Origin of the sequence: Mycolicibacterium novocastrense (genome assembly GCF_001570485.1) — a bacterium.
GTDB classification, from domain to species: domain Bacteria; phylum Actinomycetota; class Actinomycetes; order Mycobacteriales; family Mycobacteriaceae; genus Mycobacterium; species Mycobacterium novocastrense.
This window is the reverse complement of sequence record NZ_BCTA01000104.1, coordinates 1-7924: the sequence shown is the minus strand read 5'-3', so window position 1 is coordinate 7924 and position 7924 is coordinate 1. Positions and strand designations below refer to the sequence as shown.

The 7924-nt window shown below is 64.2% G+C and carries 2 protein-coding genes; both read right to left on the bottom strand.

Going from position 1 to position 7924, the window contains the following annotated elements:
- The coding region (locus RMCN_RS32190; RefSeq protein ID WP_409366082.1) for a non-ribosomal peptide synthetase at positions 1–4457 on the bottom strand (4457 nt) is incomplete at its 3' end.
- Positions 4458–4648: 191 nt separating this feature from the next.
- Positions 4649–7816, bottom strand: a complete 3168-nt coding sequence (locus tag RMCN_RS32185) for a condensation domain-containing protein (RefSeq protein ID WP_165604502.1) — start codon at positions 7814–7816, stop codon at positions 4649–4651.
- Positions 7817–7924 lie beyond the last annotated feature (108 nt).

Here is a 7924-nt window from a genome sequence, read left to right as displayed (position 1 = left end):
GGAATCGACACCGCAGCCGACCCCGGCCGCGTCAACACCGCCCGATTACCCCACTCCTGCAGACGCGAACGCTCACCAGCATCCAACACATCCACCGACGACAACCGCCGAGACGGATCGGCGACCATCGACTCCAACACCCGCCGCAACCGCGCGATCAACGACTCCACGCTCGCCGCATCGAACACATCGGTGTCGAACTCGACGCGCAGCGCGAGTTCAGCACCCGGCAGGACCATCATCGCGAGTGGGTAGTGGTTGAATTCGCGGCTGTTGACCTCGGTGATCATCAACCCGTCGTCGCCCGACAGCGCGGCCTTGCCGACCGGGTAGTTCTCATAGACGAAGAGCGTGTCGAACAACTGCTCGTGGCCGCTGATCCGATGAATCTCGTTGAGCGCCAAGTGCTGATGCTCGAGAGTGTCGGTGTACCCGTGTTGGAGTTGCTCGAGCAGGTCAGCGGTGGTCGTTTCGGTCGTGATGTTCGCCCGCACCGGGACGGTGTTGATCAACAGACCCACCATCGAGTCCGCGCCGGCCAGTTCGGCAGGCCGCCCAGAGAGCGCAACACCGAAGGCTACGTCTTGTTGGCCAGTCAACGTGGTCAGCAGCTGCGCCCACGCACCCTGCAGCACAGTGTTGACGGTGGTGTGCTGCGCGCGTGCCAAATCGGCAAGCGCCTGCGTAGTGGCTTCCGGCACCCGGAAAGATGCGACTGCCCGCTGCCCCAGCTCTAATCGGCCGTGCGGTCCAACGAAAGTAGGGGTGTCGAAACCGGCGAGTACCTCACGCCAGGCAGCGTGGGCGGCATCCACGTCTCGATCGGCCAGCCAGGTGAGGAAACTCCGGTACGACGGCGGAGCGGGCAGCCGCTGGCCGTAGTAGGTGGCAAAGATCTCCTGCAGAAAGATGGGTAGTGACCAGCCGTCCACCACCACGTGATGGAACGTGAAGACGCACTGGTGACGATTTTCCGCCGTGCGGATCACGGCGGCTCGAACGAGGGGCGGGTGGTCGAGATCGCAGACCGGTTCACGTTCGGCGGCGCACACACGTTGAACCTTGTCCTCGTCGCTCGACTCATCGCTGTCAAGTTCGATGTATCGCCACGCGGGCGCGGGACGGCTCGGGATGATCTGGACGGGCTCGTCGAACTCCGAATGGAACCGCGCCGCGAGGTTGGGATGCCGGTTGACGACCGTGTGCACCGCATCCCGCAGCCGGTGCTGATCGAGCGGACCGTCTACACCGATGGCGAGTTGCACCGCGTACACACTGTTATCGCTCGCCTGCGCGGTTCTCGCGTGAAACAGCAAGCCCTGCTGCACCGGAGTCAGCGGCAGCACGTCCGCGACCTCGTTCTCCCGGCACAGCTCATCGATTTGCTGTTGGCTCAATCGTGCGGGCGCGATATCAGACGGCGAAAGCCCGCCTCCACCCGCGAGCACGTGTGCGCAGATGCCGCCCAATGCTTCGAACCACAGCTGGCTCAGGCGGCTGACCTGGTCGCGATCCAAAGACGACGGCGCCCATGTCCAATTGGCGTTCAATTGGGGGCCACCATCGGTATCGAGGGTGACGGCGTTGAGCTCCACCGTGTGCATCAGCGGCATCGGCACCGCCGCAGCCGCCGCGCCGGTCGATGACAAACCCTCTTGGCCGATTCGCCAGAGATCATCGGAGAGTTCGGAGGGTCCGCCCAGGCGCCCCAGATAGTTGAACCCGATCGGCGGGTCGTCTCCGTCCAGGTCGATATCGGGATTCAGGTACCGCAGTACGCCATATGTCAAGCCATCAGCCAGGGACAGTAGGTGCTCTTTGGCGGTTTTGATCGCTGGGCCGAGGACAGGATCACCAGCAACCACTTGTTCCCACGACAGTCCGCCGACGGCCAACGCCACCGGATACTTGGCGGTGAACCACCCGACTGTGCGGGACAAATCGATATCGGAGCGCAACTCTTCATGGCGCCCGTGGCCCTCGACACCGATACCAATCGGCCCGTCGTGATCGCCCAGGAACTCGGCCACGGCCAATCCGAACGCGATCAACAAGATGTCGTGCACACCGGTGTGGAATGCGGCTGGCACCTCACCCAGCAGCATCCGGGTCGTCTCGATGTCCAATTCCGCCGACAGGTGCTCGGCGCTGACATAGGTATCCGTTTCGGGACGCACCGCAGGCAGCGCCGCCGGTGCCGCCGCCACCTGCCGCCATAGCTCGGCCTGGTCCACCACCTGTGGTTCGTGTGCGTACTCAGCCAACAGCGCCGACCAACGAGCGAACGACGTCCCGCCCACCGGCAACACCGGCGACTGCCCACTACGGTGTTGGGTCCAGGCGAGATTGAGGTCGTCCAGCAAGACCCGCCACGACACCCCGTCGACGGCGAGATGGTGAATGATCAGCGCCAATTGGTTTGCGGCGGTTGCCCATAACGCGCTGAGCATCGCTCCCTCGGTCGGGTTGAGCCGCGACCGCGCCTCCACCAGCGCTTCATCGGAGAGCGTTTCGACCGATTGCAGGCATCCGCTCGCGCGCACCGACCCCACCTCGGGCACCGTCAACGACCACACACCGGCGCCGTCGTCATCGACGCGCGCTCGCAGCATGCCGTGGCGGTCGAGCAAGACCTGTAACAGCGCCACCACATCGGTCTCGGTGACACCAGCGGGGGCCTCGATCACCACCGTCTGATTGAACTGGTCGACCGGACCGTTCACGTCCTGCAGCCATCGCATGATCGGAGTGGGCACGACCGGCCCGACACCTTCATCGGCCACGATGCCTGCGCCGTCGGTGAGCTCTGCGACACCGGCCAACCGGGCGACGGTCTGCTCGATGAAAATATCGCGCGGCCGACACCGCACGCCAGCTGCCCGCGCTCGCGCCGCTACCTGCATCGATAGGATGCTGTCCCCGCCGAGCTCGAAGAACGAGTCGTCAACGCCCACCCGGTCGATCCCGAGCACCTGGGCATAGATACCGGCGAGGATCTCTTCGACCGCCCCTGCCGGCGCGCGGTAATGCTCCGCATCCCGGAACTCGGGCGCAGGCAGCGCCCTTTTGTCGAGCTTTCCGTTGACCGTCAGAGGCAGTGCATCGAGCACCACGAAGGCAACCGGAACCATGTACTCCGGCAGTCGCTCCGCGAGGGCCGTGCGCATCGCGGCGGGATCGGCGTTTCCGGTGACATAACCCACTAGGCGCTTATCGCCGGGACGGTCCTCACGGGCGATCACCACCGCCTGCTCCACCCCGTCACAGCCGGCAAGTGCAGCTTGAACCTCGCCCAGCTCGATGCGGTAGCCGCGGATCTTGACCTGGTCGTCGCCGCGTCCCAGATACTCCAACTCACCATCGGTGTTCCAGCGGACCAGGTCTCCAGTGCGATACATCCGTGCACCAGGACCGCCGAACGGACACGCCACGAATCGCGAGGCGGTCAAGCCGGCCCGGCCGACGTAGCCGTACCCCGACCCCGCACCGGCCACATACAAGTCCCCGACCACACCTGGGGAGACCGGGCGCAACCACTTGTCCAGCACAAAGAAAGCGAGATTGGCCAGAGGCACCCCGACAGGGCTCACCGTACCGCCGGCGTCGCCTGCGACGATCTCGCGGAATGAAGCGTGCACCGTCGTTTCGGTGGTGCCGTACATGTTGATCAGGCGTGGCTTCTCTGGATGATTGTCCATCCACTTGCCGAGGCGATGAGGTTCGAGAGCCTCGCCGGCGAAGATCACCGTCTCGAGCTTCAGCTGACGCGCCAGCTCGGGCTGCAATGTATCGACCGCTTGCAACGCGTAGAACGCCGACGGCGTCTGGCTCAGCACGGTGACCTGTTCAGCCACCAGCAACGCGTGAAACTCCTCCGGTGCGCGAGCCACCGATTCGGGTACCACCACGAGTCGGCCACCGTGTAGCAGAGCACCCCAAATCTCACACACCGAAACGTCGAACGCCAACGAATGCCATTGCGACCAAACCTGATCCGCCATTTGCAACCTGGCGGCCAGGGACTCCATCAGCTGAGTCACGTTGTGGTGCGAGATAGCGACGCCCTTGGGCACACCGGTAGTGCCAGAGGTGTAGATGAGGTAGGCGATGTCATCGGCCGCCGGAGCCGGCAGCCCGGCACTCGAGTAGGTGCCGATGCGAGGGTCGTCGACATCAATGAGCCGCACGTCACAGCCTGCCAGTCGATCCGCTAGCGCGGCGGTGGTGAGCGCGGCCATCGGCGCGGCATCGCCGACCAGGAATTCGATCCGAGCCGCTGGCACAGCCGGGTCGATCGGGAGATATGCCGCCCCCGTCTTGAGCACCGCCAGGATTGCCACGATCGCCTCGGCCGACCGAGAGAACAGCAGCGCTACGCGCTGTCCGGGGCCGGCACCTTCGTCAATCAACAGACGCGCCAACCGATTGGCCGCGTCATCCACCTCGCGGTACGTCATCGAGCGGCCGTCGAAGGTCAGCGCCACCGCGTCAGGTGTGCGCGTCGCCTGCGCAGCGAACAACGCCGGAATCGATTCCGATGGGCGCGCGGGCCGGGTCAGTACCGCCCGGTTGCCCCATTCATCGAGCTGGGCGTGCTCGCCGCCGTTGAGCAGGTCGATCGATAGCAGAGGCCTCGAAGAACCGCCGGTCACGACCGCCGCTCCAGGTCGGCGGTGATGGCCGCCAAGACCCGTTGCATTCGGTCGATCAGTGATTCGATTCTGCCCGCACCAAACACGTCAGTATCGAATTCCACGCGAACGCTCAGCTCGGTGCCAGGCGTGACTTGCACCGCGAGAGGGTAGTGGTTGAACTCGCGATTGCTGAACTCGGTGATCGCCAACCCGTCGTCTCCCAACGGTGTGCCGGTGTCGATCGGATAGTTTTCGTACGCGAACAGCGTATCGAACAACTGATCGTGCCCGCTCACACGGTGGATGTCACGTAGCGCTAGATGCTGGTGCTCGAGAGTGTCGTTGCGAGCGCTCTGTAGCTGGTCGAGCAGATCGGCGATGGTGGTCGCAGGCGTGATATTCGCCCGCACCGGCACGGTGTTGATCAACAAGCCCACGATCGAGTCCGCGCCCGCCACCTCTGTCGGCCGACCCGAGACCGTGACCCCGAAAGCGACGTCATGCTGACCAGTCAGCCACGTCAAGAGCAGCGCCCAAGCCGCCTCCAACACAGTGCTCACCGTGGTGCGGTGCATCCGGGCCAACTCGCCAAGCGCCCGCGTGGTCTCCTCGGGCACGAGGAACGATTGCGCGCCTCTTTGCCCATGCGCCAACCGATTCGGCGAACCAACCAAGGCGGGGGCATCGAAACCGGCGAGCATTTCACCCCACGCCGCCAGGGCGGCGTCGCGGTCCCGGTCCGCTAGCCAATTCACAAATCGGCGATACGGCGTCGCCGCAGGCAACCGCTGCCCGTAATAGCTGGCGAAGATTTCCTGCAGCAGAATCGACAGCGACCAACCGTCCACCACGATGTGGTGATTAGTGAGCACGAGCCGGTACCCGGTTGGTGCGACACGGACCAGGGCCACCCGGAAAGGTGACTGCTCGGCAAGGTCCAAAACCGCAGCACGTTCGGCAGCGCAGATTCGGTGGACCTGTTCCTGGACGTCGACGCCGCCAGCGGAATCCAGCTCGACATACCGCCACCCCGCCACCGGGTCGGCGGGGATGACCTGCACCGGCTCGTCGAACTCTTCACAAAATCGGGCTGCCAGATTCGGATGCCGGTTCACCACCGTTTGCACCGCGTCATGCAACCTGTGGGGGTCGACTGGCCCGCTCAACGAAATGTCGAGCTGTACGGCATACACATCACTGGGATCGCCTGAGTCGCGCACAGTTCCGGTGTGGAACAGCAACCCCTGCTGGACGGGGGATAGCGGCAGTACGTCAGCTATCCGGTATTGGCGCTCGAGGTCGTCGATTTGCTCTTGGCTGAGCTTTGCGGGCGCGATATCGGATGGGGTCAGACCACCGCCACTTTGTTCGACATGGACGCAGATGCCGGCGAGCGCCTCGAACCACAGCTGGCTGATCCGGTCGATCTGCTCCTGCTTCAGCGCCGAAAGAGCCCAAGTCCACGTGGCATGTAGGTGAGTTCCCGACTCACCCTCCAGAGTGGCGGCATTGAGTTCAACGGTGTGCGCCAACGGTATCGAAACCGCCGTGGCTACGGCGCTGATTGCCGCACCATCGGGGTCGAGGCTCCACAGATCACCGGAATAGTCGGCGCTTCCGCTGCCAAGACGACCGAGATAGTTGAAGCCGATCGCCGGATCAGCTTCGGCGACATCACTATTCGGATTCAGATAACGCAGCAGACCGTAAGTCAGCCCATCAGGTAGAGCATGCAGCTGCTCCTTGGCATCTTTGATCACTCGACCGAGTGCTACGTCGCCGGCGGTCACCTGGGACCACGAAAGACCACCAAGGGCCAAAGACACCGGATATTTGGCGGTGAACCATCCGACCGTACGTGACAGATCGACGTCAGACGACATATCCTCACCACGGCCGTGACCCTCTACGTCGATACCGATCGGTTCTCCGCGGGTGCCCAGGAACTCCGTCCACGCCAACCCGAACGCGATCAACAAAATATCTTGCACGCCAGCATGGAACGCTGCCGGGACCTCACCGAGGAGCAGGCGTGTTGTCTCGTCGTCCAGCGAGACCGACAGGGTTCCGGAATTGGCGTAGGTATCGATCTCGGGTTGCACGGCCGGCAGTGCAGGGGGGACTGCCGCCACCCTCCGCCAGGTGGCGGCCAGCTCTGTCGTCGCAGTCGACTGTGCATGCTCAGCCAGCAACGATGACCATCGCGCAAACGACGTGCCGCCGACAGGCAGGGCGATCGCCTGGCCGTTCTGATGCTGCGCCCACGCAATGTTGAGGTCCTCGAGCAAGATCCGCCACGACACCCCGTCAACCGCCAGGTGGTGAACGATCAATACCAGCTGGCGCGTCGAGGCCGCCCAGACCGCAGACAGCATCGCCCCGGCAGCTGGGTCCAGGCTCGAACGTGCGGCAACGACCGCCTCGTCCGACAGAACGTCGACTAAATGCAAGTACTTTTTCGCATCGACGGAATCGGGCGTGCCTACCGTCAACGACCAGCCTGCGGCGTCGTCATCATCCACCCGGGCCCGCAACATGGCATGCCGATCCAGCAACGCCTGCAGGAGCACCAGCACATCGGCCTCGGTCGCCCCGGCGGGGGCCTGCACCACGACCGTCTGATTGAACTGATCGACCGGCCCGTCCATGCCCTCGAGCCACCGCATGATCGGCGTCGCGACGACTTGACCAATGCCCTCGTCGACCACGCCTTCTGCACCATCAGCGACCACGGCCACTCGGGCAAGCTGAGAAACTGTCTGTTCGACGAAGATGTCGCGCGGGCGGCACCGTACGCCGGCAGCGCGGGCCCGAGAGACCACCTGCATCGACAGGATGCTGTCGCCGCCGAGTTCGAAGAACGAGTCGTCGACCCCGACCCGCTCCAAACCCAGCACCTGGGCATAAATTCCGGCCAGAATCTCCTCGATGGCATCGCCAGGAGCGCGGTAACCACCGTCATCGCGATACTCCGGCGCCGGCAGCGCTCGCCTGTCGAGCTTGCCATTGACCGTCAACGGCAGCACATCGATGGCCACCACCGCCGCGGGAACCATATACGCCGGCAACCGCTCGGCCAACGCAGCACGCATCCCGGCCACATCAGCAGTCCCGGTCACATAACCCACCAACCGCTTATCACCGGGACGGTCCTCGCGGGCGACCACCACCGCCTGCTCCACCCCGGCACAGCGGGCAAGCGCCGCCTGAACCTCACCCAACTCGATGCGATACCCGCGGATCTTGACCTGCTCATCAGCACGACCCAGATACCGCAACTGCCCATCAGC